This is a genomic window from Glaciihabitans arcticus, assembly GCF_004310685.1.
Classification (GTDB): Bacteria; Actinomycetota; Actinomycetes; order Actinomycetales; family Microbacteriaceae; genus Conyzicola; species Conyzicola arctica.
On record NZ_SISG01000001.1, the window covers coordinates 167,448 to 184,406 of the forward strand.

Annotated in this window: 16 protein-coding genes; 15 read left to right on the plus strand and 1 reads right to left on the minus strand. The window is 67.1% G+C overall.

Annotated features, from left to right (window positions below; genetic code table 11):
* Positions 1 to 25 precede the first annotated feature (25 nt).
* The 3 genes from EYE40_RS00715 (at position 26) to EYE40_RS00725 (ending at position 2,774) form a co-directional block, all read left to right on the plus strand.
* Positions 26 to 1,528, plus strand: coding sequence for an alpha,alpha-trehalose-phosphate synthase (UDP-forming) (locus EYE40_RS00715; RefSeq protein WP_130980145.1), 1,503 nt, complete (start codon positions 26 to 28; stop codon positions 1,526 to 1,528).
* Positions 1,528 to 2,343 (plus strand): trehalose-phosphatase, encoded by an 816-nt coding sequence (gene otsB / locus EYE40_RS00720; RefSeq protein WP_130980146.1) that lies wholly within the window; start codon positions 1,528 to 1,530, stop codon positions 2,341 to 2,343. The genes EYE40_RS00715 and otsB overlap by 1 nt, the downstream gene beginning before the upstream one ends.
* Before the next feature lie 149 nt (positions 2,344 to 2,492).
* Positions 2,493 to 2,774 carry a GIY-YIG nuclease family protein gene (locus EYE40_RS00725; protein ID WP_240034653.1) on the plus strand — a complete coding sequence of 94 codons (282 nt, stop codon included), beginning with the start codon at positions 2,493 to 2,495 and terminating at the stop codon, positions 2,772 to 2,774.
* 66 nt (positions 2,775 to 2,840) lie between these two features.
* Here EYE40_RS00725 and EYE40_RS00730 read toward each other — a convergent pair whose 3' ends face one another.
* Positions 2,841 to 3,305 carry an ATP-dependent zinc protease family protein gene (locus EYE40_RS00730; protein ID WP_130980148.1) on the minus strand — a complete coding sequence of 155 codons (465 nt, stop codon included), beginning with the start codon at positions 3,303 to 3,305 and terminating at the stop codon, positions 2,841 to 2,843.
* Positions 3,306 to 3,328: 23 nt separating this feature from the next.
* Here EYE40_RS00730 and EYE40_RS00735 point away from each other — a divergent pair, with 23 nt between their 5' ends.
* From EYE40_RS00735 to EYE40_RS00790, 12 genes are all read left to right on the plus strand, one after another.
* Positions 3,329 to 4,507, plus strand: a complete 1,179-nt coding sequence (locus EYE40_RS00735; RefSeq protein ID WP_130980149.1) for a RimK family alpha-L-glutamate ligase — start codon at positions 3,329 to 3,331, stop codon at positions 4,505 to 4,507.
* A gap of 53 nt (positions 4,508 to 4,560) precedes the next feature.
* Entirely contained in the window at positions 4,561 to 7,428 is a 2,868-nt protein-coding gene (locus tag EYE40_RS00740; protein WP_130980150.1) for a Na+/H+ antiporter subunit A, read from the plus strand.
* Positions 7,425 to 7,946, plus strand: coding sequence for a Na(+)/H(+) antiporter subunit C (locus EYE40_RS00745; RefSeq protein WP_130980151.1), 522 nt, complete (start codon positions 7,425 to 7,427; stop codon positions 7,944 to 7,946). The genes EYE40_RS00740 and EYE40_RS00745 overlap by 4 nt, the downstream gene beginning before the upstream one ends.
* The gene (locus tag EYE40_RS00750) at positions 7,943 to 9,505 is read left to right on the plus strand and encodes a Na+/H+ antiporter subunit D (protein ID WP_130980152.1); all 1,563 of its coding nucleotides are present in this window, start codon (positions 7,943 to 7,945) and stop codon (positions 9,503 to 9,505) included. Before EYE40_RS00745 ends, EYE40_RS00750 begins: the two co-directional genes overlap by 4 nt.
* On the plus strand, positions 9,498 to 10,070 hold the full coding sequence (locus EYE40_RS00755) for a Na+/H+ antiporter subunit E (protein ID WP_130980153.1): 573 nt from the start codon (positions 9,498 to 9,500) through the stop codon (positions 10,068 to 10,070). Before EYE40_RS00750 ends, EYE40_RS00755 begins: the two co-directional genes overlap by 8 nt.
* Entirely contained in the window at positions 10,067 to 10,357 is a 291-nt protein-coding gene (locus tag EYE40_RS00760) for an MrpF/PhaF family protein (protein WP_130980154.1), read from the plus strand. Before EYE40_RS00755 ends, EYE40_RS00760 begins: the two co-directional genes overlap by 4 nt.
* Positions 10,354 to 10,767, plus strand: coding sequence for a monovalent cation/H(+) antiporter subunit G (gene mnhG, locus EYE40_RS00765; RefSeq protein ID WP_130980155.1), 414 nt, complete (start codon positions 10,354 to 10,356; stop codon positions 10,765 to 10,767). Before EYE40_RS00760 ends, mnhG begins: the two co-directional genes overlap by 4 nt.
* Positions 10,768 to 10,878: 111 nt before the next feature.
* The gene (ilvD, locus tag EYE40_RS00770) at positions 10,879 to 12,609 is read left to right on the plus strand and encodes a dihydroxy-acid dehydratase (RefSeq protein WP_130980156.1); all 1,731 of its coding nucleotides are present in this window, start codon (positions 10,879 to 10,881) and stop codon (positions 12,607 to 12,609) included.
* Positions 12,610 to 12,646: 37 nt separating this feature from the next.
* Positions 12,647 to 14,452: an acetolactate synthase large subunit gene (locus tag EYE40_RS00775; RefSeq protein WP_130980157.1), complete on the plus strand. Its 1,806-nt coding sequence runs from the start codon at positions 12,647 to 12,649 to the stop codon at positions 14,450 to 14,452.
* 4 nt (positions 14,453 to 14,456) lie between these two features.
* A complete protein-coding gene (gene ilvN, locus EYE40_RS00780) occupies positions 14,457 to 14,963 on the plus strand; it encodes an acetolactate synthase small subunit (protein WP_130980158.1) in 507 nt (168 codons plus the stop codon).
* Positions 14,964 to 14,993: 30 nt separating this feature from the next.
* Positions 14,994 to 16,019, plus strand: coding sequence for a ketol-acid reductoisomerase (gene ilvC / locus EYE40_RS00785; protein WP_130980159.1), 1,026 nt, complete (start codon positions 14,994 to 14,996; stop codon positions 16,017 to 16,019).
* A gap of 301 nt (positions 16,020 to 16,320) precedes the next feature.
* The gene (locus EYE40_RS00790) at positions 16,321 to 16,941 is read left to right on the plus strand and encodes a Pr6Pr family membrane protein (protein ID WP_130980160.1); all 621 of its coding nucleotides are present in this window, start codon (positions 16,321 to 16,323) and stop codon (positions 16,939 to 16,941) included.
* The last annotated feature ends 18 nt before the right edge of the window (positions 16,942 to 16,959 follow it).

Here is a 16,959-nt window from a genome sequence, read left to right on the forward strand (position 1 = left end):
GACCGAGACGAAACAACGCAACTCCATGACTGCCTCGAAAACCTCCGAAGACCACGACTACGACTTCGTTGTCGTCTCCAATCGCCTTCCCGTCGACAGGGTGACCGCGCCCGATGGGACCCCCGGCTGGACCCGCTCGCCCGGTGGCCTCGTCACCGCGCTCGAGCCGGTCATGCGCGAGAAGGACGGCGCCTGGGTCGGCTGGGCCGGACAGCCCGACGTCGCCCTCGACCCCTTCGACAACGAGGGCATCCGCATCGTGCCGGTGCCGCTTACCGTCGAGGAGATCGCCAACTACTACGAGGGCTTCAGCAACGACACGCTCTGGCCGCTGTACCACGACGTGATCGCGGCCCCCAGCTACCACCGCGAGTGGTGGGAGTCGTACGTCGCCGTCAACCAGCGCTTCGCCGATGCGACCGCCGCGATCAGCGCGCAAGGCGCAACCGTCTGGGTGCAGGACTACCAGCTGCAGCTCGTGCCGAAGATGCTGCGCGAGCAGCGCCCCGACCTGACCATCGGGTTCTTCAACCACATCCCCTTCCCGCCCTACGGCATCTACTCGCAGCTTCCGTGGCGCGCGCAGATCATCGAGGGGCTGCTCGGTGCCGATGTGATCGGTTTCCAGCGGGTGGCGGATGCGTCCAACTTCTCCCGCGCAGTGCGAAGACTCACCACCAACGTGACGCGTAATCCCGTTATCGAGGTCGTCACCGAGGGGCAGGCGACTCGTCGCGTCATCGCGAAGGCGTTCCCGATCTCGATCGATGCCTCGAGCTATGAGGAGCTGGCCCGCCAGCCGCACATCCAGGCTCGCGCGCAGGAGATCCGCGAGGGCCTCGGCAACCCGAAGACGATCATGCTCGGCGTCGACCGACTCGACTACACAAAGGGCATCGGCCACCGTCTGAAGGCCTTCGGCGAACTGCTCACCGAGGGCCGCGTTAGCGTCGAAGACGTCACCCTCGTGCAGGTCGCGAGCCCGAGCCGCGAGCGCGTGAAGGCCTACATGGACCTGCGCGACGAGATCGAGCTGACGGTCGGCCGCATCAACGGCGACTTCGCCACCATGAGCCACACCGCGATCAGCTACCACCACCACGGCTACCCGCGCGACGAGATGGTCGCGCTCTACCTCGCCGCTGACGTCATGCTCGTCACCGCCCTGCGCGACGGCATGAACCTGGTCGCCAAGGAATACTGCGCCGCCCGCTTCGACAACGACGGTGTGCTGATCATCAGCGAATTCGCCGGCGCCTCCGACGAGCTGAAGCGCGCGCTGCGCATCAACCCGCATGACATCGACGGCCTCAAGGAGAGCATCCTGCAGGCGATCCAGATGCCCAAGCAGGAGCGTGCGACGAGGATGCGCTCGCTGCGCAAACGTGTGCTCGAGTACGACGTGTCCCGCTGGTCGTCCACCTTCCTCACCACCCTCGCCCAATCGCGTGCCGCGCAAGACGACTACGCCGACAGCCCGCTCGGCGAACTCGAGTGGACCATCGAACGCCCCCGGGCGGCGCGCTGATGGTCGACGTCGACACGCCTCCGCGCTTCTCGCGACTGCCCGAGCCGCTCGTCGGTGCGCTGCGCGAACTCGCGCGCACCCCGCGCCTGCTCGTCGCCCTCGACTTCGACGGCACCCTCGCGCCCGAGGTGGATGAACCGGACCGCGCACGCGCTCTGCCCGAGGCGCGAGCCGCCGTGCTGCGCCTGCTCGGGATGCCCCGCACCCGCGTCGCCCTCGTCTCGGGTCGCTCCCTCGCAAGCCTCGAACACGTGTCGCAGTTGCCGGACCACGCGTTGTTGATCGGCTCGCACGGTATCGAGATCCGGCTCGACGATCCCGCCGATCACCTGTCCCTGAACACCGCCGAGCTCAAGCGCGTGGATCTCCTGCACGAGGTGCTCGCGGAGGTTGCCGACTCGATCGACCAGGTCTGGCTCGAGCCGAAGCCTGCGGGTTTCGCGCTGCACACGCGCCTCGCGACGGAGCACAACTCCCGCGTCGCCCACCTCGTGGCGCGCAGCGAGGCGGCCGCCGAGCTCGACGACCTCACGGTGCGCAACGGCAAGAACGTGCTCGAGTTCTCCGTGCGCTCGACGACCAAGGGCGAGGCGATCGAGCACCTGCGCGAGTACACCCGTGCCTCCGCCGTGTTCTTCGCGGGCGACGACGTGACCGACGAGGACGGCTTCGCGGCCCTCGGTGCAGACGACCTCGGCCTCAAGGCGGGCGAGGGTTCGACGCTCGCCAACTACCGGGTCAAGGGGCCGACCGAGATCGCGCGCGCCCTCAGCCTGCTCGCCGACCTCCGCGAGGGCGACGTCCACGAGCAGTAACGCTTGGCTGGTTGAGTAGGCGCTCCAGCGCCGTATCGAAACTGCGCTAGCAGGTTGAGTAGGCGCTCCAGCGCCGTATCGAAACCCCGCCCTGTGGATGACGTGAGCCGCGCCCACGCCCAACCGGGCACCCTTCTCCGATGGCGTTCATGTACATCCTTCGTTGCGCCGACGGCAGCTATTACGTGGGGAGCACCCGTAACTCCCTGGACCACCGGCTCTGGCAGCACTCCACAGGCAATGGCTGCAAGTACACAAGCACTCGATTGCCGATCGAGCTCGTCTACGCCGAAGAGTACGACCGTGTCTCCGACGCATACGCCCGCGAGAAGCAGGTGCAGGGCTGGTCGAGGCGCAAGCGCGAGGCGCTCATCGCCGGGGAGTACGACGCGTTGATCGGCCTCAGTCGCAAGGTGTTCCCCAAGGCGTGATTTCGATACGGCCGCGGGCGGCCTACTCAATCAGCTCGGTTGGCCGCGGGCGGCCCGCGAGAGCGCTCAGCGACCTCGGTTAGCGAGGCGGATCTCGCGGGGAGCCCTGCCGCCGAGGAAGGATTCCGACGGGTCGACGACGAACCCCTGGCGCAGCGCTTCTCGGCCGATCAGCATCCGGAACCCCATCGAGTCGCGGTTGGTGAGGGTGAGCTCCGCGTCGATGGTGCGACCGACCAACGTCACCGGCATCAGCACAACGATGCGCTCCTCCTCGTGGCCCGACGAACTGCGCACTACCCGGCGGTCGTGCACGGGCAGTTCGATCCGGGCGGCGTCCTGGACCGACTCCTGCCAGGGGTGAACCCAGAACGCGACCGACTTGCCGGCATCCTCGACGTCGAATGCGTGAAGGGATGACGTCTTGGCGCCGGTATCGATTTTGGCCTTGATCCACGGCACACCGGCCTCGGGAAGAGCGATCCACTCTCGCCACCCCGCAATGGTGTTTGAATGGGAGGGCTTCGCCATTCCACCATCATCGCAGGGGCCCCATGAAAATCGCTATTCTGTCGCGTGCCCCGCACTCGTACTCCACAACTCGTCTCCGGGCGGCGGCAGTGCAGCGCGGGCATGACGTCAAGGTACTGAATACGCTGCGGTTCGCGATCGACCTCACCGGCGACCTGCCCGACCTGCACTTCCGTGGTCGTCCGCTGTCGTCGTACGACGCGATCCTGCCGCGCATCGGCAACTCGATCACCTACTTCGGCACCGCCGTTGTGCGCCAGTTCGAGCAGATGGACGTCTACACGCCCAACACCGCCAACGGCATCAGCAACGCACGCGACAAGCTGCGGGCGACGCAGATCCTGTCCCGCCACAACATCGCGATGCCGGCGACGGCGTTTGTGCGCAACCGCGCCGACGTGCGGCCGGCGATCGACCGGGTGGGCGGCGCGCCCGTCGTCATCAAGCTGCTCGAGGGCACTCAGGGCATCGGCGTGATCCTCGCCCCGCAGGCGAAGGTGGCCGAGGCGATCATCGAGACACTGCACTCCACCAACCAGAACGTGCTGATCCAGCGTTTCATCGCGGAGAGCCGCGGCCGGGACATCCGGGCCCTCGTCGTCGGCGACCGCGTCGTCGCTGCCATGCGCCGCTCGGCGATCGGTGACGAGTTCCGCTCTAACGTGCACCGCGGCGGAACGGTCGAGGCGATCGACCTGCCCCCGGAGTACGAGCGGGTCGCCGTTCGCTCGGCCCAGATCATGGGCCTGCGCGTGGCCGGTGTCGACATGCTCGAGGGCGCGGACGGCCCGCTCGTGATGGAGGTCAACTCCTCGCCCGGGCTCGAGGGTATCGAGGCGGCGACGAAGCTCGACGTGGCCGGGGCGATCATCGACTACATCGCCAATGAGGTCGCGTTCCCCGACATCGACGTGCGGCAGCGTCTCGCCGTGTCCACCGGCTACGGGGTCGCCGAGATCGTCGTGAACTCGGGCGCGGACCTGGTCGGGATGAAGCTTGGCGAGTCGGGACTGGGCGAGAAGGACATCACCGTGCTGACGCTGCATCGCGGCGCGAACGTCATCCCGAACCCGCGTCGCGGCGAGGTGCTGGAGGCGGGCGACCGCTTGCTCTGCTTCGGAAAGCTCGAGGAGATGCGCTCGATGATCCCCAACCGACGCAGCCGCGCTCGCGTTCGGAAGCTGCCGAAAGACGCGGGCTAACCGTCAGTCGTTGGTCTGACCGCTTTTGGTAGACTGGGGCAAGGAGGTAATCAGTGATCACCCTCCTTCTTCTGTTCGGCGTCGTTGCGGTGGCGCTTCCCCTTGTCACGAGATTCGCAGGCCGTGGCGTCTTCCTTGTGGGTGCCCTCGTGCCCGCAGGGGCATTCGTGCATGCACTGATGGTCGCGCCCGCGGTGCTCGCAGGCGGGGACGTCACCGAATCGCTGCCGTGGGTTCCCGAGCTGGATCTCGCTCTCGCCTTCCGCATGGACGTGCTGTCGTGGGTGCTGACCCTCGTCGTCACCGGTGTTGGCGCCCTTGTGTTCGTCTACTGCTCGCGCTACTTCCGTCGCGATGAGGAGGGCCTCGGCCGCTTCTCCGGCATCCTGCTCGCCTTCGCCGGAGCCATGTACGGACTCGTGCTGGCGGATGACGTCTACCTGCTGTTCGTGTTCTGGGAGGCCACGAGCGTGCTCTCCTACCTGCTGATCGGCCACTACACCGCGCGCAAGACGAGTCGCGGCGCAGCCCTGCAGGCCCTGCTCGTGACCACGCTGGGCGGACTCGTGATGCTCGTCGGTCTCGTGATCCTCGCGGTCACCGCCGGCACATCCTCGATCTCGGCCCTGCTCGACGCTCCGCCCGAGGGCGGACTCGTCGTGGCCGGGGTACTCCTGATCCTCGTCGGCGCCCTCTCCAAGTCGGCGATCTTCCCCTTCCACTTCTGGCTCCCCGCCGCGATGGCAGCTCCCACCCCGGTGAGCGCGTACCTGCACGCGGCCGCCATGGTGAAGGCCGGCATCTATCTGATCGCGAGGATGGCGCCCGGCTTCGCGGACTCACCCGGCTGGCGCGAGACCCTCGTTGTGCTCGGTGTGATCACCATGCTCATCGGCGGCTGGACGGCGCTGCGCCAGAGCGATCTCAAGCTGATGCTCGCCTATGGCACCGTCAGCCAGCTCGGCTTCCTCACCATCGTCGTCGGCTGGGGCACACGCGACGCCGCTCTCGTCGGTCTCGCCCTGCTGCTCGCGCATGCGCTCTTCAAGTCCACGCTGTTCCTCGTGGTCGGCATCGTCGACCACCGCGCCGGCACCCGCGACCTGCGCCGCCTCTCCGGCCTCGGCCGCGAGGCGCCTATCCTCGCCGTGATCACCGCACTCGCCCTCGCCTCGATGGCGGGCCTGCCGCCGCTGCTCGGCTTCGTCGCCAAGGAGGGAGTGCTCACGGCCCTGCTCGAGGCGACCACCGAATCGCCGCTCGCGTGGGTCGCGCTCGGCGGCATCGTCATCGGCTCCGTGCTGACCGTCGCCTACAGCTGCCGATTCTTCTGGGGTGCGTTCTGCCGCAAGAAGGACGTCGAGCAGGTGCGACCCGTCACAGAGAGCCCGGGCTTCCTCGTGGCTCCGGCGATCCTCGGTGCGAGCGGCCTGGTGCTCGGCCTGCTTGCCCCTCTCGTGGACGGCTGGCTCGCGGGCTACGCGGAGCAGTTCGAGCCCGTGGCGCATCCCTACCATCTTGCTCTCTGGCACGGCCTCGAGCCGGCACTCGCGATCTCGGCGTTCACGATCCTGGCGGGTGGCGCGCTGTTCTGGCAGCGCTCGCGCGTGGAGGCGTTCCAGTCCCGGTTCAGTGGCGGTGTGTCTGCCGCGAACTCTTACTGGGCATCGATGCGCTTCATCGACCGGCTCGCAGCGCGCACCACGAGCCTGACCCAGCGCGGCTCGTTGCCGTTCTACCTCGGCGTGATCTTCCTCGTCTTCGTCGCTGTCACCGGCGTCGCCCTCGCCCTCAATCGCAGCTGGCCGACCGAGATCCGCCCGTGGGACTACCCCGCGCAGGCCGCCATCGGACTCGTCATGATCATCGCCGCGTTCGCCGCCACCCGCGCGGGCAAGCGCTACCAGGCCGTTGTGCTGGTCGGCGTGACCGGCTCGGGCATGGCGGTGCTGTTCGCCCTGCAGGGTGCACCCGACCTCGCCCTGACCCAGATCCTCGTCGAGGTCGTCACACTCGTGGCCTTTGTGCTCGTGCTGCGTCGCCTCCCCGCCCGTCTCGGCGAGAAGCACGGCAGCGTTCACCGGGTGCGCCGCGCGCTGCTCGGCTCCGCGGTCGGAATCCTCATCGCCGTCATCGCTGTCGTCGCCCTGGGTGCCCGCACCGGCCTGCCGATCTCGCTCGAGTGGCCGGAACTCGCCTACGAGGGCGGCCACGGACGGAACGTGGTCAACGTCGCGATCGTCGACATGCGCGCGTGGGACACCATGGGCGAGCTGTCCGTGATCATCGCCGCGGCAACCGGTGTCGCGAGCCTCATCTTCATCAGCGGCCGTGCGAACAACCTGCCCCGGATGCCGCGGCGCAAGGCTCGCGAAGACATCGCCGTACGGCTGCGCGCGTCGGCCGAGTCCGGCCCCGACGGCCGTTCCTCGTGGCTCTTCGCCGGACGCACCCTCGCCCCCCGCAACCGCTCCATCCTGCTCGAGGTGGTCGCGCGGCTCCTGTTCCACTCGATGATCGTGGTCTCCGTGTACCTGCTGTTCGCGGGGCACAACGCCCCCGGCGGCGGCTTCGCGGGCGGGCTCGTCGCGGGGCTTGCACTCGTGGCGCGCTACCTCGCCGGTGGACGCTTCGAGCTGGGCGCCGCTGCGCCCATCGACGCGGGCAAGCTGCTGGGCACGGGGCTCGCACTCGCTGTCGGCACGGCGCTCGTTCCGCTGTTCTTCGGGGTAGAAGCGCTCACCTCGACGTTCTTCGAGGCCGAGATCTGGTTGTTCGGTCACGTCGAGTTCGTGACATCCACCATCTTCGATGTCGGCGTCTACCTCGTGGTCATCGGCCTGACGCTCGACGTGCTGCGCAGCCTGGGCGCTGAGGTCGACCGCCAGCAGGAAGAGGAAGCGGAGGCGGTGAAGTCATGAGTGTCTCCCTGGTGCTCCTCGTCGTGATGGCCGTGCTCTACGCGTGCGGCATCTACCTCATGCTCGAACGCAGCATGACGCGTGTGCTGCTCGGCTTCCTGCTCGTCGGCAACGCCACCAACCTGCTGATCTTGATCATGGCGGGCGCGGCTGGAGTCGCCCCGATCGTCGAGGACGGGGTCGGTGCTGATAGCAAATACGGCGCCGAGGAGATGACCGACCCGCTGCCGCAGGCGCTCATCCTCACCGCCATCGTCATCACCTTCGCGGTCTCCGCGTTCCTGCTCGCCCTCATCTACCGCTCGTGGCGACTCGCCAAGGAGGACGACCTCGACGACGACGAGGACGACGTGGCGATGCGGGTCGGCAGCGAGAGCCTGCTGTTCGAGGAGCGGGATGACGGCACCGAGGGCGACACCGAATTCGGAACCCGTGCGCAGGCAGCGATCAGCGAGGCCGCCGAGCTCGAGCACCACCTCGAACCGCCACGCGAGAAGACGAAGGGGGCGAAGAAATGACCGCCCTCGTTCCCCTCGTGGTGCTGTTGCCGCTCATCGGGGCCGCGGCCGCGCTGATCCTCGCGAAGCGTCCCCGCCTGCAGCGACTCGTCACCCTGGTGGCCCTGGTCGGTGTGCTCATCGTCGGCATCGTGCTGCTCATCGTCGTCGACGGCGGTTCGCCCCTCGTCGTCGAGGTCGGTGGCTGGGAGGCACCGTGGGGCATCGTGCTCGTCGTCGACCGACTGAGTGCGCTGATGGTCGTCGTCTCGGTGATCGTGCTGCTCGCCGTGCTGCTGTTCTCCTTCGGGCAGGGCCTGGCCGACGGCCACGACGAGACACCGGTGTCGATCTACTACCCGACCTACCTGATCCTCGCGACCGGCGTCTTCAACGCGTTCATCGCCGGCGACCTGTTCAACCTCTACGTGGGCTTCGAGATCCTGCTCGTCTCGAGCTACGTGCTCATCACGCTCGGCGGTACCGAGGCGCGCATCCGCGCGGGTGTGACCTACATCGTCGTGAGCCTCGTCTCGTCGATGTTCTTCCTCGCATCGATCGCGATGATCTACGGGGCCGTCGGCACGGTCAACATCGCGCAGATCTCGCAGCGCATGGCCGAGATCCCGGTCGACGTGCAGATCCTGCTGCACGTGATGCTGCTTGTCGGCTTCGGCATCAAGGCGGCGGTGTTCCCGCTGTCGTTCTGGCTGCCCGACTCCTACCCGACCGCGCCGGCTCCCGTGACCGCCGTCTTCGCGGGCCTGCTCACCAAGGTGGGCGTCTACTCGATCATCCGTACCGAGACGGTGATCTTCCCGGGCTCGGAGCTGAACCCCTACCTGATGGTGCTTGCCCTGCTGACGATGGTGGTCGGTGTGCTGGGCGCGGTCGCCCAGGCCGATATCAAGAGGATGCTGTCCTTCACCCTCGTGAGCCACATCGGCTACATGATCCTCGGGGTGGCGCTCGGCACGGCCGCCGGTACCGCTGCGGCGATCTACTACATCGTGCATCACATCGTCGTGCAGACGACCCTGTTCCTCGCCACCGGACTCATCGAACGCCAGGGCGGAACGACCTCGATCAGCAAGCTCGGCGGACTGCTCGCAGCCGCGCCCGCGATCGGCATCCTCTTCTTCATTCCGGCCCTGAATCTGGGTGGGATCCCGCCGTTCTCGGGCTTCGTCGGCAAGCTCGCGCTCTTCGAGGCGGCCGCCGAGCAGGGCACGGTGCTGTCGTACACGCTCATCGCGGCGGGTGCGCTCGTCTCGCTGCTGACCCTGTACGCGCTGATCCGGGTCTGGAACATGGCGTTCTGGCGGCCGGCCGCCGACGTTGCCGACTACGAGTCCGACCTGCTCGCCAACGTGTCGGAGGCGCCGAACGAGAAGGCCGTCGTCGAGACCCGCACCACTCCGAAGCTGATGATCGCGGCGACCGGCGGCATGGTCGCGGTGAGCCTCGCCCTCACGATCTTCGCCGGACCGCTCTACGGCATTGCCGCCCGCGCAGGGGAGAACCTCGAGGGCCCCGGCTTCTACGTCGACCTGATCTTCGGGGAGGGCAGCAATGACTGACCAGAAGGCGACCGAGACGAAGGCCATCGACACAAAGGCGCACCGCATCACCCTGCTGCAGCAGACACCGCTGCTCGTGGTGCTCGTAGTGCTCTGGATGCTGCTGTGGGGCTCACTCACCCCGCTCACCATCGTGACCGGCATCGTGCTCGCCTTCGGTGTGACGCGGGTGTTCTACCTGCCGGCCGTCGAGCTCTCGGGGCGGTTTCACCCGTTCTGGTTCCTGGTCTTTCTCGGTCGTTTCTTCGGCGAGCTGGTGGTGGCGTCGTTCCAGGTCGCGGCCCAGGCCTTCGCGCCGCGCGGCGTGACATCGAACGCGGTCATCGGGGTGCAGCTCGCGACGCGCTCCGACTTCATCATGACGATCACGGCGATTGCGCTCAGCCTCATACCGGGCTCGATCGTGGTCGAGGCGGATCGCGCGCGCGGCATCCTGTACCTGCACACCCTCGGCGTCACCTCGGCCGCCGAGGTCGAGAAGGCGCGGGATAACGCCCTGCTGACCGAGGCGCGCCTCGTGCAGGCGTTCGGGTCGCGCGACGACATGGATCGGGTGAAGCCATGACGATAGCCCTCACGGTGATCACCGTGCTCACGACCGTGCTGTTTGCCGCGGGAGCGTTGCTCGCGCTCTACCGCATGGTGACCGGCCCGTCCATTCTCGACCGGGTCATCGCCTCCGATGTGCTGGTCACCACAACGATCCTCGTGCTGGGCGCTGAGATGGTCTACAACCACCACACGCGCACTATCCCGATCCTTGTGGTCATCGCCGCGACGGCGGTCTTCGGCACGATCGCCGTAGCCCGCTACGTGAGCAAGCAGGACAAGCCGGAGGACCAGCCCAAATGACTCTGGATGACGCCCTCGACCTCGCCGCAGCCGTCTGCCTCCTGCTCGGCGCCTTCCTCACTCTCGCCGCCGGTATCGGCCTGCTCCGCTTCCCGGATGCCCTGAGCCGCCTGCATGCCGCCACGAAGCCGCAGATCCTCGGACTCCTGTTCGTGGTGACGGCCGTAGCTCTCGACTCCCGCAGCTGGACGACGCTGCTCGCGCTGATCCCGGTGCTGCTGTTCCAGATGTTCACGGCGCCGATCTCCGCACACATGGTGGGACGCGCCGGCTACCGCACCAGCAACTTCAAGCCCGGCACCCTGCTCGTCGATGAACTCGAGGAGGCCGTGGATCGCGCCTCCGAGGACGAGAAGGCCGAGGGCGGTCTCGCCGTGAAGAAGAGCGTGCGGAAGAAGACGGGGAAGTAGCTACCCTCCTTCGCAGGCTCAGTCGGCGCTGGGGTCGCGCAATCGCTGGCGCGATTGTCATGGCTCCACCGCGCGTCATCCCGAAGCGCCCGAGAGTTCTAGACTCGTAACATGTCGGAAACGCCTGCCCAGAACACCGCTGTCGAGAAGAACACGATCGACATCAAGCCCCGCTCCCGCACCGTCACCGACGGCATCGAGGCGCTGACCTCCCGCGGAATGCTCCGCGCCGTCGGCATGGGCGACGCGGACTGGGACAAGCCCCAGATCGGCATCGCGAGCTCGTGGAACGAGATCACTCCCTGCAACCTCAGCCTCGACCGCCTCGCGCAGGCGGCCAAGGAGGGCGTGCACGGCGGCGGCGGCTACCCGCTCCAGTTCGGCACCATCTCCGTCTCCGACGGAATCAGCATGGGCCACGAGGGCATGCACTTCTCGCTCGTCTCCCGCGAAGTCATCGCCGACTCCGTCGAGGTCGTGATGCAGGCCGAGCGCCTGGACGGCTCCGTGCTGCTCGCCGGCTGCGACAAGTCGATCCCCGGAATGCTCATGGCATCCGCGCGGCTCAACCTGTCGAGCGTGTTCCTCTACGCGGGCTCGATCGCTCCGGGCTGGGTCAAGCTCAGCGACGGCACCGAGAAGGACATCACCATCATCGACTCCTTCGAGGCGGTCGGTGCGGTCAAGGCCGGCAAGATGAGCATGGAGGACGCCAAGCGCATCGAGTGCGCGTTCGCCCCGGGCGAGGGCGCCTGTGGTGGCATGTACACCGCCAACACGATGGCATCCGTCGCCGAGGCGCTGGGCCTGTCGCTCCCCGGATCCGCGAGCCCCGCAGCCGCCGACCGCCGACGCGACTACTACGCGCACCGCTCCGGCGAGGCCGTGGTCAACCTGCTCCGCCTCGGGATCACGACTCGCGACATCCTTACCAAGAAGGCTTTTGAGAATGCCATCGCCGTGGGCATGGCGCTCGGCGGCTCGACCAACATCGTGCTGCACCTGCTCGCAATCGCACACGAGGCCGAGGTCGAGCTCACCCTCGACGACTTCAACCGCATCGGCGACAAGATCCCGCACATCGGAGACCTCAAGCCCTTCGGCAAGTACGTGATGAACGACGTCGACCGCCACGGTGGCATCCCCGTGTTGATGAAGGCGCTTCTGGATGCGGGGCTCATGCACGGCGACGCGCTGACCGTCACCGGAAAGACGCTCGCCGAGAACCTGGCCGACCTGGGCCCGGAACCGCTGGACGGCGAAGTGCTGCGCACGCTCGACAACCCGATCCACGCGACCGGCGGCCTCACCATCCTCAAGGGCTCGTTCGCGCCCGAGGGTGCCGTGGTGAAGACCGCGGGCTTCGACGCCGAGACCTTCGAGGGTCCGGCCCGCGTGTTCGAGCGCGAGCGCGGGGCACTCGACGCCCTCACCGAGGGAACGATCAAGGCGGGCGAGGTGGTCGTCATCCGCTACGAAGGCCCCAAGGGCGGCCCCGGAATGCGCGAGATGCTCGCCATCACCGCCGCCATCAAGGGTGCGGGCCTCGGAAAAGATGTACTACTGTTGACGGACGGCAGGTTCTCAGGCGGCACAACCGGACTGTGTATCGGCCATATAGCTCCCGAAGCGGTGGACGCAGGTCCAATCGCATTCGTGCGCGATGGTGATCTAATAAGGGTCGATATCGCAGCTCGCTCGCTCGACCTACTTGTCGATCCGGCTGAGCTCGAAGCTCGCCGAAACGGCTGGGCTCCCCTTCCTCCCCGCTACACCCGTGGCGTTCTCGCCAAGTACTCGAAGCTCGTGCGCTCCGCTGCGGAGGGCGCAGTCACGGGTTAGACCCGGGTTTTCCACCATCGTCCAGAAGGATTCATCCATGTCCACGGAATTCATCCCCGTGCCCACAGCGAAGGCCCGAGCGCCGAAGAGCCCGGAGCCGGAGATCCTCACCGGATCCGGTGCCGTGCTGCGCTCGCTCAAGAACCTGGGCATCACCGACGTCTTCGGACTGCCGGGCGGTGCCATCATCCCGTTCTACGACGAGCTGATGGCTGACACCGACATCCGTCACATCCTTGTGCGCCACGAGCAGGGTGCCGGTCACGCGGCCGAGGGCTACGCGGCCTCGTCCAACCGGGTGGGTGTCGCGATCGCGACGTCCGGCCCCGGTGCGACCAACCTCGTCACCGCCATCGCCGACGCCTACATGGACTCGGTGCCGCTGCTCGCCATCACCGGCCAGGTCTTCTCGACCCTCATGGGAACCGACGCGTTCCAGGAGGTCGACATCATCGGCATCACGATGCCGATCACCAAGCACTCGATCCTCGTGAAGAACGCGGCCGACGTGCCCGCGGCCATCGCGAGCGCGTACCACATCGCCTCGACCGGCCGCCCCGGACCCGTGCTCGTCGACATCACGAAGGACGCCCAGCAGAACTCGGCGCCGTTCATCTGGCCGCCGAAGCTCGACCTGCCCGGCTACCGCCCCGTCACGAAGGCGCACGGCAAGCAGATCCTGGCCGCGGCCGAGCTGCTGCTCCAGGCTGAGCGTCCCGTGTTCTATGTGGGCGGGGGCGTGATCCGCTCGCAGGCATCCGCCGAGCTGCTGGAGCTCGCCGAGAAGACCGGTGTGCCGGTCGTCACGACGCTTATGGCCCGCGGTGCATTCCCCGACTCGCACCCGCAGCACCTCGGCATGCCCGGCATGCACGGCACGGTGCCCGCGGTGCTCGGACTTCAGGAGAGCGACCTCATCATCGCCCTCGGCTCGCGCTTCGACGACCGGGTCACCGGCAAGACGAGCGAGTTCGCCCCGAACGCCAAGATCGTGCACGTCGACATCGACCCGGCAGAGATCGGCAAGATCCGCGCCGCCGACGTGCCGATCGTGGGTGACGCTCGGGATGTGATCGTTGACCTCACGGCCGCGTGGGCAGACGTCTCCGCGTCCGGCGACCAGGACATCACCGAGTGGTGGGCGCGCCTCACCAAGCTCAAGAAGGAGTTCCCGCTCGGGTACACCCTCCCCGACGATGGACTGCTCTCCCCGCAGGCCGTCATCCAGCGCATCGGTGAAATGACCGGGCCGGAGGGCGTCTACGCCGCGGGCGTCGGGCAGCACCAGATGTGGGCGGCGCAGTTCATCAAGTACGAGCGCCCCAACTCGTGGCTCAACTCCGGCGGCGCCGGAACCATGGGCTACGGCGTGCCTGCGGCCATGGGTGCGAAGGTAGCCCAGCCCGACCGCGTGGTGTGGGCCATCGACGGCGACGGCTGCTTCCAGATGACCAACCAGGAGCTCGCGACCTGCGTCATCAACAACATCCCGATCAAGGTCGCGATCATCAACAACTCCTCGCTCGGCATGGTGCGCCAGTGGCAGACGCTGTTCTACGACGGGCGCCACTCCTTCACCGACCTCAATACCGGGCACGGCACGGCGATGATCCCCGACTTCGTGAAGCTGGCCGACGCGTACGGTGCCCTCGGCATCCGCGTCACCAAACCCGAGGAGATCGACGCGGCCATCCAGCTCGCGCTCGACACAAACGACCGACCCGTCGTCATCGACTTCATCGTCTCGCGCGACTCCATGGTCTGGCCGATGGTGCCGCAGGGCGTCGGCATGAGCCAGGTGCAGTACGCCCGCGACCACGCCCCCGAGTGGGAAGAGGAGTAATCACATGAGTCATGTACTTTCCCTCCTCGTCGAGGACAAACCGGGTCTGCTGACCCGCGTCGCCGGGCTCTTCGCCCGCCGCGGCTTCAACATCGAGTCACTCGCCGTCGGTGCGTCCGAGATCCCCGGACTCTCGCGCATCACCGTCGTCGTTGACGTCGAGGAGCTGCCGCTCGAGCAGGTCACCAAGCAGCTCAACAAGCTGATCAACGTGATCAAGATCGTCGAGCTCGATCCCGCCCAGTCCGTCACCCGTGAGCACCTGCTCATCAAGGTGCGGGTCGACAACACCACGCGCTCGCAGGTGCTCGAGGCGGTGTCGCTCTTCCGGGCCAACATTGTGGATGTCGCACCCGACGCCCTCGTCATCGAGACGACCGGCGACTCGGGCAAGACCCAGGCCCTCCTGCGCATCCTGGAGCCCTTCGGCATCAAGGAACTCGCGCAGAGTGGCCTGCTTGCGATCGGTCGCGGTGGCAAGTCCATCACCGAGCGCGTCTTCAAGAACTAACGATCAACCAACGAACAGAGAGATAAAAAAGTGACCGAGATTTTCTACGACAAAGATGCCGACCTCGCGCTCATCCAGGGCAAGAAGGTCGCCGTCATCGGCTACGGCTCGCAGGGCCACGCTCACGCGCAGAACCTCCGCGACTCGGGTGTCGAGGTCGTCATCGGCCTGAAGGCCGACTCGAAGTCGAAGCCCAAGGCCGAGGAGGCCGGCTTCACGGTGCTCACCTCGGCTGAGGCGGCGGCCTGGGCCGACGTGATCGTCATCCTCGCACCGGATCAGAGCCAGCGTCACCTGTACGCCGACGACATCGCCGCGAACCTCTCCGAGGGCAAGGCGCTCGTCTTCGGCCACGGCTTCAACATTCGCTTCGGCTACATCACCGCCCCCGCCGGTGTCGACGTGCTCCTTGTCGCCCCCAAGGGACCGGGTCACACCGTGCGCCGCGAGTACGAGGCCGGCCGTGGCGTTCCCGTCATCGTCGCCATCGAGCAGGACGCCTCGGGCTCCGCCTGGGACCTCGCCTGGTCGTACTCCAAGGCGATCGGCGGCCTGCGTGCCGGCGGCATCAAGACCACCTTCACCGAAGAGACCGAGACCGACCTGTTCGGTGAGCAGGCCGTTCTCTGCGGCGGAACCTCGCAGCTCGTTCAGTACGGCTTCGAGACCCTGATCGAAGCCGGCTACCAGCCCGAGATCGCCTACTTCGAGGTGCTGCACGAGCTCAAGCTCATCGTCGACCTCATGTGGGAGGGCGGCATCGCCAAGCAGCGCTGGTCCGTCTCCGACACCGCAGAGTACGGCGACTACGTCTCCGGCCCGCGCGTCATCGACCCCTCGGTCAAGACCAACATGCAGGCAGTGCTCAAGGACATCCAGTCGGGTGCCTTCGCCGAGCGCTTCATCGCCGACCAGGACGCCGGAGCCCCCGAGTTCCTCGCCCTCCGCGAGAAGGGTGCCGCGCACCCGATCGAGGCTACCGGCCAGAAGCTGCGCTCGCTCTTCGCGTGGAAGCAGCAGGACGCCGACTACACCGACGGCTCCGCAGCTCGCTAGAGCTCGCTGGTGCGCCGTCGGCGCAGTCGGCAAGCCGACACTGTGCTTGTCAGTGTCTCCGCTTCGCTCCGCCACGCCGACGGCTCCGCACCACTACACGGCCGTCCCGCATCGCGCGGGGCGGCCGTTGTGCGTCTGACCCGCCGAGTTGCCCACTTCTGCTGCCCAAACCCCGAGTCAGGGGACGTTTTTGGGCAACTCGTGGCAGGGGCATCCCGAACCTCGCGTGAGTTGCCGCAAAGTGCCCGTGGGCGCACACGAGCACGGGCCACTTGCGGCAACTCGCGGGTAGCGTGAACACGTGACATCCCGAACCCTCGCCGGCCTGTTCCGCCTGGCCATCGCCGCGACCCTTCTCATCGCCCTCGGCTACCAGATCGTCGACAAGATCACGCACAACGACATGGTGGCGAGCGAGTACTACAGCTTCTTCACCATCCAGTCGAGTTTTCTTGCTGCCGCCGTGCTGGTGTGGGGCGGGGTGGTCGCGCTGCGTCATCCACTCGACGGGCCATTTTTGACGAGTGTGCGGATGTCCGTGCTCACCTACGCGATCGTCACGGCCGGTGTCTATAACGGCCTGCTGCGTGGCATCCCCGCCGAGGGGTACGTGGGGCTCCCGTGGCCCGGAGAGCTCATGCACGTGTGGGTGCCGATCGCGATTCTTGTGGACTGGTTGCTCTCGCCGGGCCGCTTGCCGCTGCGGTGGAAGGCGCTGCGGATCGTGATCGTGTACCCGATCGCCTGGCTCGTCTACACGTTCCTCAAGGGGGCGGCGACGGGGTGGTTTCCGTACCCGTTCCTCGAGCCCGCGACCGGCATCCTGAGCATCGCGATCTACGTGCTCGCGATCGCCGCCCTGGTGGTGGGCATCGCGTCGCTCGCCATCGCGTACTCGCGGCGGGGTAGAGCCAGCAATTAACCCCCCGTGTGACTCACG

Bases quoted from the DNA above. Each gene is read 5' to 3' on its own strand.
- EYE40_RS00760 (WP_130980154.1), top strand. From the start codon at position 10,067: ATGACGATAGCCCTCACGGTGATCACCGTGCTCACGACCGTGCTGTTT.
- EYE40_RS00715 (WP_130980145.1), top strand. From the start codon at position 26: ATGACTGCCTCGAAAACCTCCGAAGACCACGACTACGACTTCGTTGTC.
- ilvD (WP_130980156.1), top strand. From the start codon at position 10,879: ATGTCGGAAACGCCTGCCCAGAACACCGCTGTCGAGAAGAACACGATC.
- EYE40_RS00750 (WP_130980152.1), top strand. From the start codon at position 7,943: ATGACCGCCCTCGTTCCCCTCGTGGTGCTGTTGCCGCTCATCGGGGCC.
- ilvN (WP_130980158.1), top strand. From the start codon at position 14,457: ATGAGTCATGTACTTTCCCTCCTCGTCGAGGACAAACCGGGTCTGCTG.
- mnhG (WP_130980155.1), top strand. From the start codon at position 10,354: ATGACTCTGGATGACGCCCTCGACCTCGCCGCAGCCGTCTGCCTCCTG.
- EYE40_RS00755 (WP_130980153.1), top strand. From the start codon at position 9,498: ATGACTGACCAGAAGGCGACCGAGACGAAGGCCATCGACACAAAGGCG.
- EYE40_RS00735 (WP_130980149.1), top strand. From the start codon at position 3,329: ATGAAAATCGCTATTCTGTCGCGTGCCCCGCACTCGTACTCCACAACT.
- otsB (WP_130980146.1), top strand. From the start codon at position 1,528: ATGGTCGACGTCGACACGCCTCCGCGCTTCTCGCGACTGCCCGAGCCG.
- EYE40_RS00725 (WP_240034653.1), top strand. From the start codon at position 2,493: ATGTACATCCTTCGTTGCGCCGACGGCAGCTATTACGTGGGGAGCACC.
- EYE40_RS00775 (WP_130980157.1), top strand. From the start codon at position 12,647: ATGTCCACGGAATTCATCCCCGTGCCCACAGCGAAGGCCCGAGCGCCG.
- EYE40_RS00730 (WP_130980148.1), bottom strand. From the start codon at position 3,305: ATGGCGAAGCCCTCCCATTCAAACACCATTGCGGGGTGGCGAGAGTGG.
- EYE40_RS00745 (WP_130980151.1), top strand. From the start codon at position 7,425: ATGAGTGTCTCCCTGGTGCTCCTCGTCGTGATGGCCGTGCTCTACGCG.